Raw genomic sequence first — 17,609 nt, 5'->3', positions numbered from 1 at the left:
CCGTCAGGCGCTCGGCGCCACGTCGGGGGCGCGTTCGAGGTCGCCGGTCTCGTCCCGGCGCAGGGCCCGCCGCCCGAAGACCACGACGTACGCGAGGAAGGCCACCTCGGCGAGCACCCCGATGCCGATCCGCGCCCAGGTGGGCAGCCCCGACGGCGTGACGAACGCCTCGATCAGCCCCGACACGAACAGCACCACGACGAGCCCGAGCGCCACGCTGACCACGGCCCTGCCCTGCTCGGCCAGCACCTCGACGCGCCTGCGCGGCCCGGGGTCGATCACCGTCCAGCCCAGCCGCATGCCGACGGCTGCGGCGAGGAACACGGCGGTGAGCTCCAGCAGGCCGTGCGGCATGATCAGCCCGAAGAAGACGTCGAGCTTGTCGCGGGAGGCCATCAGCCCGCCGGCGGCGGCCACGTTGGCGGCGTTGGCCCACAGCACGAACGGGATCGGCAGGCCCAGCAGGATCGCGTACATGATGACCTGCGCCGACAGCCAGGCGTTGTTGACCCAGACCCGGCTGGCGAAGGAGGCCGCGGGGTTCTCGGAGTAGTAGTCGGCGAAGTCGTGCTCGACGAGCTGCTCGATCTCCTCCGGGGTGGCGATCGAGGCCTGCACCGCCGGGTCGCCGGCCACCCACGCCCCGAACACCCACGACACCGCGACGAACGCCAGCCCGGTGACCAGCCACCACCATCGGGCCCGGTAGGCCACCACGGGGAACGACACGGTGAAGAACCGGCCGAACTCCCGCCAGGCCGGGGCGCGGCCGCCGGTGACAGCGGACCTGGCCCGGGCCACCAGCGCGGACAGCCGGCCGGTCAGCATCGCGTCGGTCGAGGCGGAGCGGACGATCGACAGGTGCGTGGACACCCTCTGGTAGAGGTCCACCAGCTCGTCCACCTCGGCTCCGGTCAGGGACGAGCGGTGCTTGACCAGGTGCTCCAGCCGGTCCCAGACGGGGCGGTGTGCCGCGACGAACGCATCGATGTCCACCCGACCATTCTGGCCGGTCGAGCAACCGGCCTTTGCCGTTAGGCTCCACGTATGTCAGAGGTTGTGACCGGAGACGCCGTCGTCGTCGAGGTGCGGGTGGCGCAGATGCCGTCGCGGGCGCTGGCGCTCGTCATCGACATGGCGGTGCAGTTCACGGTCCTGGTGGGGTCCTACGTGGTGCTCCAGGCGTTCTCGGTGATCTCCGACCCGGCGATGTTCGCGGCGGTGTCGATCGTGCTCAGCGTGCTGGTGCTGGTCGGCTATCCGGTGATCTTCGAGACCGTCAGCAGAGGTCGCAGCCTGGGCAAGCTGGCCATGGGGCTGCGGGTGGTCAGCGACGACGGCGGGCCCGAGCGGTTCAGGCAGGCGCTGTTCCGCGGGCTGGCGGGCGTGGTGGAGTTCTGGCTGCTGTCCGGGGCGCCCGCGCTGATCTCGTCGCTCGTCTCCCAGCGCGGCAAGCGGCTCGGCGACGTCTTCGCCGGCACGATCGTGATCTCCGAGCGGGGGCCGCGCGAGACGGGGCAGGCCATCGTGATGCCGCCGCCGCTCGCCTCCTGGGCGACGCGGCTGGAGCTGTCGAGGCTGCCGGAGGAGGTGGCGGGTGCCGCCCGCCAGTACCTCATGCGCTGGCACGACCTCGCGCCGCACGTCCAGCACGAGATGGGGGTCCGGATCGCGACCCAGGTGGCGGCGTTCGTCTCGCCGCCGGCTCCGCCGGGGGTGCCGCCGCACGCCTACCTGAGCGCCGTCCTGGCCGAGCGCCGCAGGCGCGACCACGAGCGGCTCGCCCGGCGCGTGTCCGGCCACGCCCCCCATCTCCAGCCGTCGGCCCCGCAGGGGCCGCCCTGGCCGTCCGCCCCTGCGACACCGCCGCCCGCGCCGCCCTTCCCGCAGCCGCCCTTCCGGCAGGCCGGCCCTTCCGGGCCGGCGCCGGAGCCGCCGCGGCCCACTTCGGGCGGGTTCGCGCCGCCCGCCTGAGCGGCGGGCGGCCCGTGGGGATCAGAACCCGGTCTGGGTCTGGGCGTTCAGCGCCTTCATCCGCACCTTGGCGGCCGGGTCGGTGCGCCGGTCGGTGATGCGCAGCACGTCCAGGCCCCGCTGGATGTCGCTGCTGTAGATGTGGCCGTTGTAGTAGTAGGCCGACCAGGAGCCGCCGAAGTTGCGTGGCCGCATCGGCCCGCGGTCGAAGTAGCCGATCTCCTTCGGGGCGGCCGAGTCGGTGAAGTCCCACACGGACACGCCGCCCTGGTACCACGCCTGGACCATGATGTCGCGGCCCTTGACCGGGATGAGGGAGCCGTTGTGTGCCACGCAGTTCTCGGACGTGGTCTGCACGCGCGGGATCTTGTAGTAGGCCTTCTTGACGAGCTGCCCGTTCTCGATGTCGAAGATCGCGTCCGCGCCGCGCTCGGGGCCGACCGCCTTGGTGCAGGTGGAGCCGAGGCCGCCGCCCAGCTCGTCGGTGAAGACGACCTTGTCGCCGGTGTTGTTGAACGTCGCCGAGTGCCAGAAGGCGAAGTTCTCGTCGGTGACCGTGGCGGTGACCTTGGGACGCTCGCGGTCGGAGATGTCGATGAGCACGCCGTCGCCCATGCAGGCGCCCGCGGCGAGATTCTTGCGCGGGTAGACGGTGATGTCGTGGCAGCCGCTGGTCGGCGCGAGGAGCCCTTCCTGGGCCTCGTTGCCGCCGTCGGGGAAGAGCACCGGCGTGGCGACGACCTTGGCGGCGGTCGGCCTGTTCAGCGGCACCTTGACGATGGAGATCCGGTCGTGCGGGGGCTTGCAGCCGGGGAAGGCGGCCTCGGGGCCGTACGACGACACGTACAGGTAGACCGACGCGCCCGTGGTGTCCGGCACGAGCGTGTGCGTGTGCGAGCCGCAGGCGGTCTTGACGGACTTGATGTACTTCGGCCGGGTCTTCTGGGAGATGTCGAAGATGCGGATGCCCTCCCATGACGAGGAGGAGGCCACGTTGCCGGGCTCGCCCTTGCAGGAGTCGTCGCGCATGGTCTCGTCCACCGACAGGAAGAGCAGGTCGCCGTGGACCGAGACGTCGTTCTGCGCGCCGGGGCAGCTCACGCGGCTCACCACCTTGGGCTTGGCCGGGTTCCTGATGTCGTAGACGGTGAACCCGTAGTAGTTGCCCTGGTAGGCGTAGTGCCCCTGGAACGCCAGGTCCGTGCCGTAGGCGTCGTCGGCCGCGTCGAAGGGCGCCTGCTTGGGGACGTTGGCCACGTGCTCGACGTTGGGGCTGGTCTTGCCGTCGTCAGCCGCCTGTACGGGTGACGCCGTGAGGGCGAGCACCACTCCCATCAACGTCAGGGTCCGGCCGATCCGGGACGCCACAGAGGACCTCCTGCTAGGGGGAAAGAGAAACAGCGGCCCCCACTATGACAGGAATTTCCCCCCTTTCCCGCCATATTTCATCAGGACGCCCCCGCGGCCCTCCGGACAGCGGTACGGCGGAGCCCGGAGGCTCCGCCGTACGCGGGTCGGGGTGTCGTCAGTCGCGGTGGCCCCAGCCCCTCTCGCGGTAGGACTCCTGGGTCTGGACGTTCAGCCGGTCGGTGCGGACGCGGGCGGCGCCGTTGGTCAGCGGATCATCGATCTTGATGACGTCGAGCCCCTCGTGGAAGTCGGCCGCGTAGATGTGGCCGTTGTAGTAGTACGCGGACCAGACGCCGCCGCCGCTGTTGTCGGCGCGCGGGCCGCGCTCGAAGTAGCCGATCTCCCGCGGGTTGGCGGAGTCGGTGAAGTCCATGATCGAGACCCCGCCCATGTACCAGGCCTGGACCATGATGTCCTTGCCCTTGACGGGGATCAGCGAGCCGTTGTGCGCGACGCAGTTCTCACTGTCGGCCTGGTGCCTTGCGATCTTGAAGTAGCTCTTGAACACCAGCTTGCCGCGCGCGATGTCGTAGATCGCGTCGGCGCCCCGGTTCGGCCCCGTGGCCTCGTTGCAGGTGGCCGCGCCGCCACCGCCGAGCTCGTCGGTGAAGACGACCTTCCTGGCGTCGTTGCTGAACGTGGCCGAGTGCCAGAAGGCGAAGTTCGGGTCGGTGATCCGGGCGGTGACCTTCGGGTTCAGCCGGTCGGAGATGTCGAACAGCACGCCGTCGCCCATGCACGCGCCGGCCGCGATGTTCTTCTCGGCGTAGGCGGTGATGTCGTGACAGCCGCTGGTCGGCACCAGCAGGCCCGGCTGGGTCTCGTTGCCGCCGTCGGGGAAGACGACCGGGGTGGCGGCGACGGCCGCGGCGGCCGGGTTGCGCAGCGGCACCTTGATGATGGAGATCTTGTCGTGCGGCGGCTGGCAGTCGGGGAAGTTCGCGCTGGGCGAGTACGACGAGACGTACACGTACAGATTCCTGAGCCGGTCGAGCCCCTTGCCGGGGACGAGCGTCAGGGTGTGCGAACCGCAGTTGGTCTCGACCGCCTTGATGTACCGCGGGGCGGCCTTGTCGCTGATGTCGAAGATGCGGACGCCTTCCCAGGCCTCCTTGTTGCTGGCGGGCAGCCCCGTGCTGTTGCACGAGTCGTCGCTGCGCGAGCTGTCGACCGCGGCGAACAGCAGGTCGCCGTAGACGCTGACGTCCATCTGGCCGCCCGGGCAGACGACCGAGCTCACCGGCCTGGTCTTCTTCGGATCGCGGACGTCGTAGATCGAGAAGCCGCCGTAGTTGCCCACGTAGGCGTAACCGCCCTGGAAGGCGATGTCGGTGTTGATCGTACCGGCGAGCGGCTCCGGCTTCGGGACGTTCAGCACGTGTGAGACGTTCGGGCTGGTCACCACGGCATCGGGCGGAGGGATGTCGGCAGCCGACGCGGGCACGGCCGTCAGCGCTAACGCGACGGCGGCTCCTGCCACGACGAGGGCGCGGAGGGGACTGGACACTGATGGGCCTCCTTGACTCACGTCTGCGCTGGGTCTGCGACGTGAACTGCCCAAGTCTCTGTCAATCCCTGTAAATCCGTCCAGTTGCCACATAGTCAAGAAATCTAATGTTTTGACCCCTTGAAATGGCAGGAGTTCTGACCAATCACGCCTGCACCGGCGTGACAGGTCCCCAGGAACTCCCGCCGCACCGGTGCGGGTCAGCCGCCCGGCCGACCTCCGCCGACGGCCGGCGGCCGGGAACGGCGGCGCTGGACCCCTCTTCCGCCGCCAAGGACCTTTGGCCTAGAGTGCGCATTCTCGACCGACTTTCTAGGAGGCTGGTTGCGCGCCGCGCTCATCGTCGGGGGCACGGTGATCTGCACGGTGATGTCCCTCTCGGGTTGCACCACCACGACTCCGCAGGCACCGCGCGTCGACTCGACCGCCCCGGTGATCGCACCCGGCAGGCCCGGCGAGGAGGCCAGGACCCTCGCACCGGGCGAGGCCGCCACCGCCGTCCCCTCCCCCACGGCGAACGCCGCCGACGTGACCTACGTCCGCGACATGATCGTCCACCATCGCCAGGCGCTCGACATGGCCGTCCTGGCGCCCAGCAGGGCGCAGTCCGCCAAGCTCAAGGCCCTGGCCGCGCGCATCAAGGACGCGCAGGGGCCGGAGATCCAGTTCATGACCTCGTGGCTGCGGGAGCTCGGCCAGCGGGTCCCCGACCATCACGCCGCGCACGCCGGCATGCCGGGGATGGCCACCCCCGAGCAGATGGAGGCACTGCGGGCGGCCCGGGGCAAGGCGTTCGACCTGCTGTTCCTGCAACTCATGATCGCCCACCACGAGGGCGCCCTGAAGATGTCGAACCAGGTGCTCACCGGCGGCTCGCACATCCGGGTCGAGGAGCTGGCGAGCGACGTGAGCGTCACCCAGAGCGCCGAGATCCGCCGCATGCGGGAGATGCAGGCGGCGGGCTGAGCCGTCAGGAGCCGACGCGCCAGGAGTGGAGATACGACTCCTGGTCGGCCGTCAGCGTGTCGATGCCGATGCCCGTGGCCGCCAGCTTGAGCCTGGCCACCTCCTGGTCGATCCCCTCCGGCACGTCGTACACGCCCGGCGCGAGCCGCAGGCGCTCGCGCGCGAGCCAGGCGACCGCGAGCGCCTGGGCGGAGAAGGACATGTCCATGACGGCCGCCGGATGGCCCTCCGCGGCCGTGAGGTTGACCAGGCGCCCCTCGGCCAGCAGCAGCAGGCGGCGGCCGTCGGCCAGCACGTACTCGTCGGTGCTGGGCCGGACCCCGCGGTGCACCTCCACGGCCAGGTCGTCCAGCCCGCGCACGTCGATCTCCACGTCGAAGTGGCCGGCGTTGGCCAGGATGGCGCCGTCCTTCATCGCGGCCAGATGCTCGGCCCGGACCACGTCGCGGTTGCCCGTCACCGTGATGAACAGGTCGCCCATCGCCGCCGCCTCGGCCATCGGCCGCACCTCGTAGCCCTGCAGGGTGGCGTCGAGCGCCTTGACCGCGTCGATCTCGGTCACGACCACCCGCGCGCCGAGCCCCTTGGCCCGCTCGGCGACCCCGCGCCCGCAGAAGCCGAACCCGGCCACCACCACGGTCCGGCCGGCCAGCATGGCGTTGGTGGCCCGCATGATGCCGTCCAGCGTCGACTGCCCGGTGCCGTAGCGGTTGTCGAACATCCGCTTGGTTCGCGTGTCGTTCACCGCCACGACGGGGAACCTCAGCGCCTCCTCCGAGGCCATCTGGCGCAGCCGGATGATCCCGGTCGTCGTCTCCTCGCAGCCGCCCGAGACGCCCGGCAGCAGGTCGGTCCGCTCGGTGTGCAACGTGTTGACCAGGTCGCACCCGTCGTCCAGCACCAGATCGGGCCCGATGTCGAGCGCCCGGTGGATGTGCCGGTAGTAGGTGGCCCGGTCGACGCCGGCCCGGGCGTGCACGGCCAGCCCGTACGACCGCAGCGCCTCGGCCACGTCGTCCTGCGTGGACAGCGGGTTGGACGCGGCCAGCGCGATCTGGGCGCCGCCCGCCTTGAGCGCGCCCATGAGCACGGCCGTCTCCGCGGTCACGTGCAGGCACGCGGCGATCTTCAGCCCGTCGAGCGGCCGCTCACCAGCGAACCGCTCGCCGATCGCGGTCAGCACCGGCATCGACCGGGCGGCCCAGCTGATCTGCCGCTCGCCGCTCTCCCCGAGGTCCATCGGGTCGTTCTCCCCTCGCGAAACCCGCCGGGCCGCCCCCTGCTCGCGGCTATGCGAAGGGGGCGGCCCGCAGGCTCGGCACGGCGGGAGACCCGCCTCGCTCGTCGGATGCCGGGGACGGAGCCCCGGCGCGCGCGGCGGGCGGACTCGCCGTGCCGGTCGTACCGGATCGTCGGCCGCGTGCCCAGCACGCGGGCGGCGGATCAGTAGCGGTAGTGGTCGGACTTGTACGGGCCCTCGACGTGGACGCCGATGTAGGCCGCCTGCTCCTTGGTCAGCTCGGTCAACTTGACGCCCAGGGCGTCGAGGTGCAGCCGGGCGACCTTCTCGTCCAGGTGCTTGGGCAGCGTGTAGACGCCGATCGGGTACTCGGCTGTCTTGGTGAACAGCTCGATCTGCGCGATCACCTGGTTGGTGAACGAGTTGGACATCACGAAGCTCGGGTGGCCCGTGGCGCAGCCGAGGTTCATCAGGCGGCCCTCGGCGAGCACGATGATCGAGTGACCGTCGGGGAAGATCCACTCGTCGACCTGCGGCTTGATGGTGTTGCGGGTGATGCCTTCGGTGCGCATCAGACCGGCCATGTCGATCTCGTTGTCGAAGTGGCCGATGTTGGACACGATCGCCTGGTGCTTCATCCTCGCCATGTGCTCGGCGGTGATGATGTTGAAGTTGCCCGTGGCGGTGACGAAGATGTCGGCGATGCCGACGACCTCGTCCAGCGTGGTGACCTGGAAGCCGTCCATGGCCGCCTGCAGGGCGCAGATCGGGTCGATCTCGGTGACGATGACGCGGGCGCCCTGGCCGCGCAGCGCGTCGGCGCAGCCCTTGCCGACGTCGCCGTAGCCGCAGACCACGGCCACCTTGCCGCCGATGAGCACGTCGGTGGCGCGGTTGAGGCCGTCGATGACGGAGTGGCGGCAGCCGTACTTGTTGTCGAACTTGGACTTGGTGACCGAGTCGTTGACGTTGATCGCCGGGAACAGCAGCTGGCCGTTCTTGTGCATGTCGTACAGGCGGTGCACGCCGGTGGTGGTCTCCTCGGTGACGCCCTTGATCTGCTCGGCGATCCGGGTCCACTTCTTCTCGTCGGTGACCGTGCGCTTGAGCAGGTCGATGATGACGTGCCACTCCTCCGGGTCGTCGGCGGAGGCGGCGGGGACGGCGCCGGCCTTCTCGTACTCGGCGCCCTTGTGGACGAGCAGCGTGGCGTCGCCGCCGTCGTCGAGGATCATGTTGGGCCCGTCGGCGCCGGGCCAGGCGAGCGCCTGCTCGGTGCACCACCAGTACTCCTCCAGCGTCTCGCCCTTCCAGGCGAAGACGGGGACGCCCTTGGGGTCGTCCACGGTGCCGTCGGGGCCCACGACGACGGCGGCGGCGGCGTGGTCCTGGGTGGAGAAGATGTTGCAGCTCACCCAGCGCACCTCGGCGCCGAGGGCGACGAGCGTCTCGATGAGGACGGCGGTCTGGATGGTCATGTGCAGGGAGCCCATGATCTTCGCGCCACGCAGGGGCTGCGCGGCCGCGTACTCCTTGCGGATCGCCATCAGGCCGGGCATCTCGTGCTCGGCGAGCCTGATCTCCTTGCGGCCGAACTCGGCAAGTGAAAGGTCGGCGACCTTGAAGTCCATCTGATTCCCTCGCATCACGGCTCTCGGCACACGTTGTCGCCGACGAGTTTAGGCGTCGTTCCGACGCGGAGCACGCTCAGCGGCCGCTTCCTGACGTAAGAATGTAAGGATGCGCATCACGGAAGCCGCCCAGCGGTTGGGCATGTCCCCCCGAATGCTGCGATACCGGGAAGCTCTGGGCCTCCTGCCTCCCATTCGGGAGCAGGGCGCGCACCGCCGCTTCGGCCCCGACGAGCTGGCCGCGGTCGCCCAGGGCGTCGAGCTGGAGAAGCGCTTCGACGTCTCCCCCGCGGCGCTGGCGTTCGCGTTGCGCGTGCTCAGCGAGCCGGCCGTGGCCGCCGCCGTCCGCGACCTCGGCGTACGGATCGGACGCATCCCGGTGCCGCGCCGGGCGCTCGACTTCGAAAAGGAGAAGGCGCTGCGCCTGCTTCGAACCCCGGCCCCCGGCCAGACGTCAAAGAAGACATGAGAGAACTGCTGATGGCCACCGTTCTGGCGCTGTCCCCGGCGCCCGCGGCGGGCTCCCCCACCCTGGCCGGGAGCACGGTGAAGGTCTACTTCGCCAAGGGGTACGGCATCCCCGGCAAGCTGGTCCCGGTGACCCGGACGGCGCCCCACCGGGGCGTCGCCAGGTTCGCCGTCGAACAGCTCATCGCGGGACCGACCGCGAAGGAGCGGGCCAGGGGCCTGCGCTCCGAGCTGACCGGCGCGCTGCGCGGCAAGTCCGCCTGCGGCGCCGACTTCACCCTCAAGATCTCGAAGGGCACCGCGACGCTGCGCTTCTGCCGCACCGTGATGGGCAACGGCGTAGGGTCCGACGCCCGGGTGCTCAACATGATCGGCACCACGCTCAAGCAGTTCGCGACGGTGAAGAAGGTCGTCGTGCTGGAGAAGGCCGGGCGGTGCCTGTTCGACCAGACCGAAAGGGGCACGTCCTGCCTGACCGGCCGTGAGTGACCCCGGCGCGGGACGGCTCGCGCGTCCCGCGCCGGGGATCTCACATCGGAGATCTCACGCAGGGGAGCCGGCCGCGCCGGTCGGTGTGCGGTCGAGGTCGGGCTCCAGGTAGATGACCCGGGCGATCGGCACGGCCTCGCGGATGCGCTGCTCGGCCTCGTCGATCCCCCTGGCCACCTCCGCGGCGGTGTCGTTGTGCGTCACCGCGATCTTGGCGGCGACCAGCAGTTCCTCCGGCCCCAGGTGCAGCGTGCGCATGTGGATCACGCGCTCGACCTCCGTGGAGCCCTCCAGCGCGGCATGGATCTGGCGCTCCATCTCGGGGGTGGCGCCCTCGCCGAGCAGCAGCGACTTGGTCTCGATCGCCAGGATGATCGCGATCACCGCGAGCAGGACACCGATCATGAGCGTGCCGATGGCGTCCCACACCGGGTTGCCGGTGACGACCGCCATGCTGACGCCGAACAGCGCGAAGATCAGGCCCAGCAGCGCGCCGAGGTCCTCCAGCAGGATGACCGGCAGCTCAGGCGACTTCGCCCGGCGCACGAACGCGACCCACGACTGCGAGCCACGCACCGCGTTGGACTCCTTGATCGCCGTGCGGAACGAGAACGCCTCGGCGATGATCGCGAAGACCAGCACCCCGATCGCCCACGCCGGCGACGTGAGCGGCTCCTCCGACGACAGCTTGTGGAAACCCTCGTAGATCGAGAAGACCGCGCCGATCGTGAACAGCACGACGGCCACCACGAAGGCGTAGAAGTAGCGCTCGCGCCCGTAACCGAACGGGTGCTCCCGGGTGCGGCTCCGCTGCGCCCGCTTGCCGCCGAGCAGCAGCAGCGCCTGGTTGCCCGAGTCGGCCACCGAGTGGATGCCCTCGGCCAGCATGGAGGAGGAGCCGGTGAAGAACGCGGCCACGAACTTCGCCACCGCAATGGACAGGTTGGCCACCAAGGCCGCGATGATCGCTTTGGTACCGCCGCTCGCGCTCACGGGTCTTCTCCACTCATAGCTATAGGACGCCTACAGAGCCCCGAGAAAGGGATCCTAGTGCGAGATCCTGGCCTTCAGCTCTGTGATGGCCGACACCGGGGTCGGATCGACGCCGTACCCGAGCGCGAGGTAGGTAGTCGCGTAGTCGCCGAGCCCGATCAGCGAGGCGAGCCGCTCCAGCGGGTGCTCCCCCTCGGCCGTCACCTCGGTGACGGGCACGTCGCGGTCGTGGGCCAGCCGTTCGGACGCCTCGCGCCGCCGCTTCACCTGCGGATGCTCCTCGACGTCGCGCAGCATGACGAGCCTCAGCGTGTGCGCCTGCGTCTCGTCGAAGACGTCGCGCCGCGCGAGCGGGCCGTCGAAGGCGACCACCTGGTTGTGGTTGGCCTCGGGCAGCTCGCCGAACACGGCCGGATACTTGGCGTTCTCGTTGAGCTGGCAGGCCAGCCGGTATCCGGCGACGGCGGCGAGCGGCGACGAGCCCCAGATCATCGGGATGCTCTCGGCGAGGTCCATGGCCAGCGCCTTGCCGGGGTTGACGAACGACTCGCTGGACGGCCGGCATCGGTGGGCCATGTCCTCCAGCAGCCGCGCCACGTTCTCGAACAGCTCCTCGTCAGCCCGCGCGAGGCCGAGCGCGGCACCGGCCACGACCAGCGGCACGGCCAGCAGCCACACGTTGGCCCGCGGCTGCCCGCTCGCGGGCACCGGCACGTACGTCGCGGACGCCTGCCTCGCCATCGACTCCAGCGGTGAGCCGGGAGCGCCGACGGCGAGCAGCGAGCAGCCGCGCCGCACGGCCTCCGTGACCGCCGACAGCGTCTCCTCCGTGCGGCCCGAGCAGGACACCGCGACGACCAGGTCGGCCGCGCCCACCCAGCCGGGCAGCTGGTAGGAGCGCACGGTCACGATCGGCACCGGCGCGCCGTTGCCGCAGACGGCGGCCAGGATGTCGCCGGCGATGGCCGAGCCGCCCATCCCGACGACCACGACGGCACGGGGCCGGCCCTGCTCGCCGAGCCGGCCGACGCCCGCCTCGACGGCGGTGCGATATCCGGTGCGGACCTGGGCGGCGGACGCGGCGACCGCGAGCAGCATGCCACCCGGATCGCCCTCGGACAGGTGGTCCTGGTTGTCGAGCCTCTCCGGCTCCCAGATCACGGCTTCCTGGCCTCGTCGACGAGCAGCACCGGGATGTCGTCGCGAACCGGGTAGATCAGGCCGCAGCCCGTGCAGGCCAGCTCCTCGGCCTCGACCTCGGCGCGCAGCGGCGACTTGCACGCCGGGCAGGCCAGGATCTCCAGCAGCCAGTCGTCGATCTTCACTCTGACACCCTTCTTACGATGGCGAGCACCTCGTCGGTGACCGCCCTCATCGTGGTCTCCTCGGCCGCCTCGGCGTTGAGCCTGAGCAGCGGCTCGGTGTTGGACGCGCGCAGGTTGAACCACCAGCCGGGAGTGCTCACGGTCAGCCCGTCGAGCTCGTCGACCGTGCCCCGGTCGCCGAACGCCTCGCGCACCCGCAGCAGCGCCTTGTCCTGGTCGTCCACCGTGCTGTTGATCTCGCCCGAGGCGTGGTAGCGGGAGTAGGCCCCCACCACCCGCGACAGGGGCAGCTCCTGCCCGCCGAGCGCGGCCAGCACGTGCAGCGCGGCCAGCATGCCCGAGTCGGCGAACCAGAAGTCGCGGAAGTAGTAGTGGGCGGAGTGCTCGCCGCCGAAGACGGCGCCCGTGCGGGCCATCTCGGCCTTGATGAAGGAGTGGCCGACGCGGGTGCGCACCGGCTCGCCGCCGTGCTCGCGGATGATCTCCGGAACGCCGCGTGACGTGATCAGGTTGTGGATGATCGTGGCACCCGGATACCTGGCCAGCTCACGGGCGGCCACCAGGGCGGTGATCGCCGAGGGCGAGACCGACTCGCCGCGCTCGTCCACCACCCAGCAGCGGTCGGCGTCGCCGTCGAAGGCCAGGCCCAGGTCGGCGCCGGCGTCGAGGACGGCACGCTGCAGGTCGCGCAGGTTGGCCGGCTCCAGCGGGTTGGCCTCGTGGTTGGGGAAGGTGCCGTCGAGCTCGAAGTAGAGGGGGGTCAGCTCGATCGGCAGCCCGTCGAACACGGCCGGAACCGTGAGCCCGCCCATGCCGTTGCCGGCGTCGACGACCACCTTGAGCGGCCGGATGCCCGACAGGTCGACGAGCGTGCGCAGGTGCCCGGCGTAGCCGGCGAGCAGGTCCTTCTCGACCAGCGACCCGGCGGGGCCGCCGACGGCCTCCGGGTGACCGGCCAGAGCCGCGGCCCGGTCGCGGATCTCGGTGAGACCCGTGTCGCCGCCGATCGGCACCGCGCCGGCGCGGCACATCTTCATGCCGTTGTAACGGGCCGGGTTGTGGCTGGCGGTGAACATCACGCCGGGCAGGCCGAGGCTGCCGCTGGCGTAGTAGAGCAGGTCGGTGGAGCCCAGGCCCGCGTGCACGACGTCGGCGCCGCGCGAGCGCGCGCCGCGCACGAACGCGGCGGCCAGCGGCCCGGACGACTCACGCATGTCGTGCGCGACCACGGCGGCGCTCGCCCCGGTGACCTCCACGAAAGCGGCCCCCACCGCCTCTGCGGTCGCCTCGTCCAACTCGTCCGGCACCACGCCGCGCACGTCGTAAGCCTTGAAGATCTTGGCGAGGTCGCCCACTCTCCAGCTCCGCCCCTAGGTCGTCTACGTCTGGAACGAGCCTACCGGTCGCGATGTTGCTGGGCGGACCGCAGAACCCGCAGGTGCCCCCGGCGGCCGACCTCGACGCCCTGACCGACCGGCTCGCCGCCACCCGAGGGGGCGGGCCTGGCCGCCTCCCGGACGGCGTTGGCCAACGCCTCCAGGTCGTCGGAGCTGGGTGAGCCGCCGTCGGTGGGCAGGCGCACGACCTCCCAGCCGCGCGGGGCGGTCAGCCGTTCGGCGTGTTCGGCGCACAGGTCGTAGCAGTGTGGCTCCGCGTACGTCGCCAGGGGGCCGAGAACAGCGGTGGAGTCGGCGTATACGTACGTGAGCGTGAAGACGGCAGGCTGGCTGCAGGCGGTGCGGGAACAGCGGCGGACGGGGCTCACGGAGGGACCGTATCTGGTAAGAGTGCGAGGCGCCACTATCTGAGCGCTCTTAACGAGCGTGTCGCCACAATTCGGACACCTGTCGCAGGCTTTGAGCCCACATGCACCGATGCCGTCTCCCCGTAGACTTGCCCCGTGACTCAGAAGCGGGGCCCACGGCGGCGTGACCGACACGGTCGCGGGTTGCGCGGCCCGCTGGCGCCGTCCCACGTCCCCATCGCGCGCTCACGCAGCGAGCGGTTCGACGACCTGGTGCTCGACGCGGTCGACCGGCTGCGCCCGCAGTGGGACCGGCAGCTCTCGGCGGTGGAGTTCGCGGTGGAGGACGTGCCGCCGCTCAGCGAACTCGACGACGGGCCCGGTCTCGGCCCCGACCCGATCCCGCTCGGCCGCGCCCAGGCGGCCAAGGGGCCCGACCCGGCGTCGGTCGTCGTCTACCGGCGCCCGCTCGAAGCCCGCGCCCGTGACCGCGACGCCCTCGGGGCGCTCGTGCACGACACCGTGGTGGAGCAGGTGGCCACGCTGCTCGGCGTGTCGCCCGAGACGGTCGACCCGGGCTACGACGACCGCCGCTAGCGAGGCGCCGGTCTGAGGCGCCGGTCTGGTGCGCCTGTCCGGGGCGTCGGTCTGGGGGGCCGGGCGGCACGAAGGGGCCGGGCGGCACAATCCGCACGACCCCTTCGCCGGTGTTTCCTATCGTTAGACGGCCTGGCGCTTGATCCGTCTGCGCTCCCGTTCTGACAACCCACCCCAGATGCCGAACCGCTCATCGTGTTCGAGCGCGTACTCCAAGCACTCGGCACGGACCTCGCACGATCGGCAGACCTTCTTGGCCTCTCGGGTGGAGCCGCCCTTCTCCGGGAAGAACGCCTCCGGGTCAGTCTGCGCGCACAGGGCGCGCTCCTGCCATCCGAGTTCTTCAGCGTCAAGCTGATCCTGTGCGATGACCGGATCGGTCACTGCACACCTCCCTGCCGCCCGCCCGCAATGGAGCCCCCCATGGACGCCTTCCTTATTACCCACCCAAGCGAAGGCGTAACAACATGGTTGTAATTACACGCGCGTGTTGTACGCGGCGTCAAGCGGCATGCCGCTATCCGGGGAAAGACCAGCTCTCGCCCCGGTGTGCTCGGCATGTGATGTTCGCACCTGACCCGGCGCCACGGGATCCATGGCGTTGGCCTGGCGTGTTCAACGCTGTCAGCGGTCGGAACCGTACCAGGGCGGTATAGACGCCCGCCCGGGGCCCACCTTCTCTCTAGCCGTGCTTTGCTGGTTCGTTACCGGCGTGGCTCGTTGGGGGTGTATATCGCTGTCGGGTCGATCGGGTCGTCCCCGCCCCGCCGCTGGTCACCGAGCGCGTCGCCGCGGTAGGACTCCGGGTCGAGGCGCACCGTGGACTCCGCCGGCGACTGGTAGGGCTGCGACGGCGGCTGCTGCTGGTAGGGCTGCGGCTCGTAGGCGGCCGGCTGGGGCTCGTACTGCTGGCCGTACTGGCCGGGGGCGGGCTGGCCGGGGGCGGGCTGGCCGTACTGGTGCTGGCCCTGGCCGCCCGCGTGGTGCGCGCCGCTCGGCGGCTGCCCGTACGGGGCCTGCTGGGGCTGACCGCCATACTGCTGCTGCGGCTGGTACTGCTGGGGGTGGCCGAGCGGGTCCTCGTACGGCCTGGCCTGCTGCTGGCCCGAGTGCTGATAGGTCTCCGCCTGCTGGTAGGCGTCGTGGAGCTGCTGCGAGCGCGGATCGACGGGCGGGTCGGGCTCCTGGTAGGCCGGGGCGGCGTACTCGTGGCCCGAGTAGCCGGTGAACGGCTGGCCGCCCTGCTGGCCACTGTGCTGGCCACCCTGCTGGCCGCTGTGCTGTCCACCCTGCTGGTCCGCCTGGTGCGGCGACGGGGGGAACGGCACGCTGGGCGCGGTCTCGCCGGTCGGGTAGTCGGTGGACGCCGGGGCGTTGAAGGCGTTCGGCTGGACGATCGGCGGCACGTACGGGGCGCCGTCCTGGGCGCTGTACGGCGGCTGCGACGGCTGGTACTGGGGGTCGAGCGGGGTGTAGGCGCCGGGCTGGGGGGCGGGCGGCGCGTAGGGGTCGGCCTGGAGGGCGGCGGCGGGCGGGTAGCCGCCGGCCGGGTGGGTGTCGGCCGGGGCGTAGAGGTCGGGCTGGGAGTCGGCCGTGGTGTAGGAGGGCTGGCCGTACAGGCCCGGCTGGCTGTCCGCGGGGACGTAGGGAGCGGGCGTGTACTCGGCGACCGGCGGCTGGCCCGCGTCGGGCCGGGTCTCCGCGGGCGTGTACGACGCGTGGGCCGGGGTGGGCTGGCCGATGTTCTGCTGGTCGTTCTGGGCGCGGAAGGACTGGGTGGGGTTCGTCTGGCCGAAGCCCTGGTCCTGCGACGGGTTCTGGGCGTAGCCCTGGTCCTGCGGCGCGCTCTGCCCGTAGGTCTGGTCCTGCGGCGAGTTCTGCCCGAAGCCCTGGTCGGCCGGGGCGCTATGCCCGAAGCCCTGGTCCTGCGGCGCGCTCTGGCCGAAGCCCTGGTCGGCCGGGGCGGGCTGGCCGTAGTCGGCCTGGGCCGGGGCGGGGTGACCGTAACCGGGCTGCTGACCGTCACCGGCCTGGCCGAAGCCATGCTGGTCCGCGGGCCGGCCGAAGCCCTGGTGGTCGTCCTGAGCGGGGATGCTCTGGGTCGGGTTCGTCTGGCCGAAGCCCTGGTCCGTCTGGCCGAAGCCCTGGTCCGTCTGGGGGGAGGACGGCTCCTGCTGGGCGTGGCCGGGGAGGGCGGGTTCGCCGTAACCGGGGTCGGTCCTGGTGTCGCCGGGGGCGGCGGGGAGGGCGGCACGGGGCTGGGGCGTTCGGGGCTGCGGCTGCTGGGCCTCGCCGGGCCGGCCGTAGCCGGACTGCTGACCGTCACCGGCCTGGCCGTAGCCGGGCTGCCCCTCATCGTGCCGGCCGGACCCGGGCTGCGGGCCCTCTCCATGGCCGAACCCTGGCTGCTGGGCCTCGCCGGGCGGGCCGTAGCCGGGCTGCTGTCCGAAGCCCGGGTGCCGGCCGTCGGCGGGCTGCCCGTAGTCGGGATGCTGACCGTAGGGGGTCTGACCGGGAGGCTGCTGGCCGAAGCCGGGCTGCGGGGCGTAGTCGGCCTGCTGGCCGTAGGGGGCGCCCGGGGCCTGCCCGTACTGCGGCTGCCGGCCGTACGGCGCGCCAGGACCGTAGCCCTGGCCGGAGGCGGGGCCCGCGGTCAGGACCTGCGGCAGCAGGTAGACCAGGGCCACGGCGGTCAGCCCGAGCAGGGGCACCCCGGTGAGCAGGAACTCGAACTTGGACCACACGCCGGCGTCCGCGAACAGGCCGAGCAGCAGCGACAGGGCGCCGAACACGGTCGCGACGCCGAGCCCGCCCACCGCGCCGTACGCGACCAGCTTCGCCCTGGCCGACGGCTGCCCCACCTTGGTCATCAGGAGCACGGCCCCCAGCAGCAACGCCGCCGTCACCGGGCTGGTGAGGGAGAAGAGGTTGGCCGCGGCGCGGTCGGCGATGGAGCTGCCGCCGAAGCTCGACGACGAGCCGATCAGGACCCTGCCCATCGCCAGCAGCACGCTCAGCCCGCCTGCGGCCACCATCAGCCAGGCGGCCGGCTCCTTGAGCCGATCGACGTCGAGTTTGCTCACAACCACTCCCCGGGGAACCCGTTAGCCCGAAGGGAGTTTGCCACATGACTGCCCCAAGACGGCACAAGTCACAAAAACCTCTCGTTCCCCAATGACACATGTTTCAACCCTTAAAGGCCTATATTTCAGGGCAATCGGGCCCCCGAAGGAAGGTGTCGCAGGTCGGTGGAAGACTGGGCCGC

17 protein-coding genes are annotated in these 17,609 nt (G+C 71.1%); 5 read left to right on the top strand and 12 right to left on the bottom strand.

The genetic code is table 11. The features are described 5' to 3' along the window. Positions 1-3: 3 nt before the first annotated feature. On the bottom strand, positions 4-996 hold the full coding sequence (locus ACGF0J_RS01890; protein WP_393141324.1) for a stage II sporulation protein M: 993 nt from the start codon (positions 994-996) through the stop codon (positions 4-6). A 51-nt stretch (positions 997-1,047) separates the two neighbouring features. Between ACGF0J_RS01890 and ACGF0J_RS01885 the strand changes: the two genes are divergently transcribed. Further along, complete coding sequence (locus ACGF0J_RS01885; protein WP_393141322.1) at positions 1,048-1,974, top strand: RDD family protein; 927 nt, start codon at positions 1,048-1,050, stop codon at positions 1,972-1,974. Positions 1,975-1,995: 21 nt separating this feature from the next. Here ACGF0J_RS01885 and ACGF0J_RS01880 read toward each other — a convergent pair whose 3' ends face one another. After that, positions 1,996-3,309: an LVIVD repeat-containing protein gene (locus ACGF0J_RS01880; RefSeq protein WP_393141825.1), complete on the bottom strand. Its 1,314-nt coding sequence runs from the start codon at positions 3,307-3,309 to the stop codon at positions 1,996-1,998. A gap of 190 nt (positions 3,310-3,499) precedes the next feature. Then, the gene (locus ACGF0J_RS01875; RefSeq protein WP_393141320.1) at positions 3,500-4,891 is read right to left on the bottom strand and encodes an LVIVD repeat-containing protein; all 1,392 of its coding nucleotides are present in this window, start codon (positions 4,889-4,891) and stop codon (positions 3,500-3,502) included. A 324-nt stretch (positions 4,892-5,215) separates the two neighbouring features. On the opposite strand from ACGF0J_RS01875, the gene ACGF0J_RS01870 reads away from it, so the two are divergent. After that, entirely contained in the window at positions 5,216-5,857 is a 642-nt protein-coding gene (locus ACGF0J_RS01870; RefSeq protein WP_393141318.1) for a DUF305 domain-containing protein, read from the top strand. Between the two features lie 4 nt (positions 5,858-5,861). On the opposite strand, the gene ACGF0J_RS01865 is transcribed toward ACGF0J_RS01870, so the two are convergent. Next, a complete protein-coding gene (locus ACGF0J_RS01865) occupies positions 5,862-7,097 on the bottom strand; it encodes an adenosylhomocysteinase (protein WP_393141316.1) in 1,236 nt (411 codons plus the stop codon). Positions 7,098-7,300: 203 nt separating this feature from the next. Next, a complete protein-coding gene (gene ahcY / locus ACGF0J_RS01860) occupies positions 7,301-8,728 on the bottom strand; it encodes an adenosylhomocysteinase (protein ID WP_393141314.1) in 1,428 nt (475 codons plus the stop codon). A 109-nt stretch (positions 8,729-8,837) separates the two neighbouring features. Here ahcY and ACGF0J_RS01855 point away from each other — a divergent pair, with 109 nt between their 5' ends. Together ACGF0J_RS01855 and ACGF0J_RS01850 are read left to right on the top strand one after the other, a co-directional pair. Next, positions 8,838-9,197: a MerR family DNA-binding transcriptional regulator gene (locus ACGF0J_RS01855; RefSeq protein WP_393141312.1), complete on the top strand. Its 360-nt coding sequence runs from the start codon at positions 8,838-8,840 to the stop codon at positions 9,195-9,197. Beyond that, positions 9,194-9,685 carry a GerMN domain-containing protein gene (locus ACGF0J_RS01850; RefSeq protein WP_393141310.1) on the top strand — a complete coding sequence of 164 codons (492 nt, stop codon included), beginning with the start codon at positions 9,194-9,196 and terminating at the stop codon, positions 9,683-9,685. Before ACGF0J_RS01855 ends, ACGF0J_RS01850 begins: the two co-directional genes overlap by 4 nt. A gap of 54 nt (positions 9,686-9,739) precedes the next feature. Here ACGF0J_RS01850 and ACGF0J_RS01845 read toward each other — a convergent pair whose 3' ends face one another. The 5 genes from ACGF0J_RS01845 to ACGF0J_RS01825 are packed head-to-tail and all read right to left on the bottom strand — an operon-like array spanning position 9,740 to position 13,768. Then, positions 9,740-10,678: a cation diffusion facilitator family transporter gene (locus ACGF0J_RS01845; protein ID WP_393141308.1), complete on the bottom strand. Its 939-nt coding sequence runs from the start codon at positions 10,676-10,678 to the stop codon at positions 9,740-9,742. Between the two features lie 54 nt (positions 10,679-10,732). Then, entirely contained in the window at positions 10,733-11,839 is a 1,107-nt protein-coding gene (locus ACGF0J_RS01840; RefSeq protein ID WP_393141306.1) for a bifunctional phosphoglucose/phosphomannose isomerase, read from the bottom strand. Continuing rightward, positions 11,836-12,003, bottom strand: a complete 168-nt coding sequence (locus tag ACGF0J_RS01835) for a Trm112 family protein (protein WP_393141304.1) — start codon at positions 12,001-12,003, stop codon at positions 11,836-11,838. Before ACGF0J_RS01835 ends, ACGF0J_RS01840 begins: the two co-directional genes overlap by 4 nt. Next, positions 12,000-13,358: a phosphomannomutase/phosphoglucomutase gene (locus ACGF0J_RS01830; RefSeq protein ID WP_393141302.1), complete on the bottom strand. Its 1,359-nt coding sequence runs from the start codon at positions 13,356-13,358 to the stop codon at positions 12,000-12,002. Before ACGF0J_RS01830 ends, ACGF0J_RS01835 begins: the two co-directional genes overlap by 4 nt. A gap of 41 nt (positions 13,359-13,399) precedes the next feature. Further along, positions 13,400-13,768 carry a DUF3499 domain-containing protein gene (locus tag ACGF0J_RS01825; RefSeq protein ID WP_393141300.1) on the bottom strand — a complete coding sequence of 123 codons (369 nt, stop codon included), beginning with the start codon at positions 13,766-13,768 and terminating at the stop codon, positions 13,400-13,402. Between the two features lie 135 nt (positions 13,769-13,903). Between ACGF0J_RS01825 and ACGF0J_RS01820 the strand changes: the two genes are divergently transcribed. Next, on the top strand, positions 13,904-14,344 hold the full coding sequence (locus tag ACGF0J_RS01820) for a metallopeptidase family protein (RefSeq protein WP_393141298.1): 441 nt from the start codon (positions 13,904-13,906) through the stop codon (positions 14,342-14,344). Positions 14,345-14,467: 123 nt separating this feature from the next. Here ACGF0J_RS01820 and ACGF0J_RS01815 read toward each other — a convergent pair whose 3' ends face one another. Together ACGF0J_RS01815 and ACGF0J_RS01810 are read right to left on the bottom strand one after the other, a co-directional pair. Further along, a complete protein-coding gene (locus ACGF0J_RS01815; RefSeq protein WP_020546325.1) occupies positions 14,468-14,728 on the bottom strand; it encodes a WhiB family transcriptional regulator in 261 nt (86 codons plus the stop codon). A gap of 320 nt (positions 14,729-15,048) precedes the next feature. Next, positions 15,049-17,427: a hypothetical protein gene (locus ACGF0J_RS01810; RefSeq protein WP_393141296.1), complete on the bottom strand. Its 2,379-nt coding sequence runs from the start codon at positions 17,425-17,427 to the stop codon at positions 15,049-15,051. Between the last annotated feature and the right edge of the window lie 182 nt (positions 17,428-17,609).

Source organism: Nonomuraea sp. NPDC047897, assembly GCF_043204415.1.
In the GTDB taxonomy this organism is placed as follows: Bacteria; Actinomycetota; Actinomycetes; order Streptosporangiales; family Streptosporangiaceae; genus Nonomuraea.
The sequence above is the reverse complement of the archived record's forward strand: the minus strand, read 5'-3'. Positions and strand labels throughout refer to the sequence as shown.

What these genes read in the sequence shown, in the direction of transcription:
- ACGF0J_RS01885 (WP_393141322.1), top strand. Translation starts at nt 1,048, where the DNA reads ATGTCAGAGGTTGTGACCGGAGACGCCGTCGTCGTCGAGGTGCGGGTG.
- ACGF0J_RS01880 (WP_393141825.1), bottom strand. Translation starts at nt 3,309, where the DNA reads ATGGGAGTGGTGCTCGCCCTCACGGCGTCACCCGTACAGGCGGCTGAC.
- ACGF0J_RS01865 (WP_393141316.1), bottom strand. Translation starts at nt 7,097, where the DNA reads ATGGACCTCGGGGAGAGCGGCGAGCGGCAGATCAGCTGGGCCGCCCGG.
- ahcY (WP_393141314.1), bottom strand. Translation starts at nt 8,728, where the DNA reads ATGGACTTCAAGGTCGCCGACCTTTCACTTGCCGAGTTCGGCCGCAAG.
- ACGF0J_RS01855 (WP_393141312.1), top strand. Translation starts at nt 8,838, where the DNA reads ATGCGCATCACGGAAGCCGCCCAGCGGTTGGGCATGTCCCCCCGAATG.
- ACGF0J_RS01850 (WP_393141310.1), top strand. Translation starts at nt 9,194, where the DNA reads ATGAGAGAACTGCTGATGGCCACCGTTCTGGCGCTGTCCCCGGCGCCC.